General features: G+C 37.5%; 1 protein-coding gene. It reads right to left on the reverse strand.

Annotated elements, in window-relative coordinates; translation table 11 throughout:
• Window positions 1-634: transposase (locus C7Y47_RS24695; protein WP_142511131.1), on the reverse strand; the 634-nt coding region annotated here is incomplete at both ends.

The following is a 634-nucleotide window of genomic DNA, read 5'->3' on the forward strand; positions in this document are numbered from 1 at the left end:
TGACTCTTACTCGTTCCTTTTTTACCCGTACGTGCTTTTCTTGTCGCGAGATGACCGGCCTTACAAACAAACATTCCAGCGTCTTTATTAAACTCAAACTTGTCTTCTTCTTTTCGTGGTCCTTGTGTAAGAATAGGATTCAACTTTGCCACAAGAGCGATTTTCTCTTCTTTTGTATATTCGATATTTGCCTTTTCAGAGTAAGCTGCGTCTCCAATAACCGTATTAATTTTCATACCTGCTTGTGTGCTTTTTTCAATTAACTCTTGAAGATATTTTCCATCGCTTTTTTCACCTGTTGTAATGACAGCCGCTGTAATAATACGTTCATCACTCAACGCGATATGTGTCTTATACCCGAAGAAAGAAGATTCCGACGTCTTATGCCCTTTTCGCGCATCCGCATCAGAAGAGTAATTTAGATGTTCTTGGAAATCTTCTACGACTTCTTTTAAAACATTCAGCTTTTCTTTGACAGATGGCATTTGTGCAATTTGTGGTTCCTTTTCAATAACTGAAATAACTTCCTTACAGTAAGTTAATTCATCCTTTACTTCGTTAGAAGTGGTTTTTACGGGGAATTTGTCTTTCATCGATTCGTCAATTTTGTAGACAGCTTTTCGAGCGTTTTTTG

The sequence above is a fragment of the Lysinibacillus sphaericus genome (assembly GCF_006864135.1).
Taxonomy (GTDB): Bacteria; Bacillota; Bacilli; order Bacillales_A; family Planococcaceae; genus Lysinibacillus.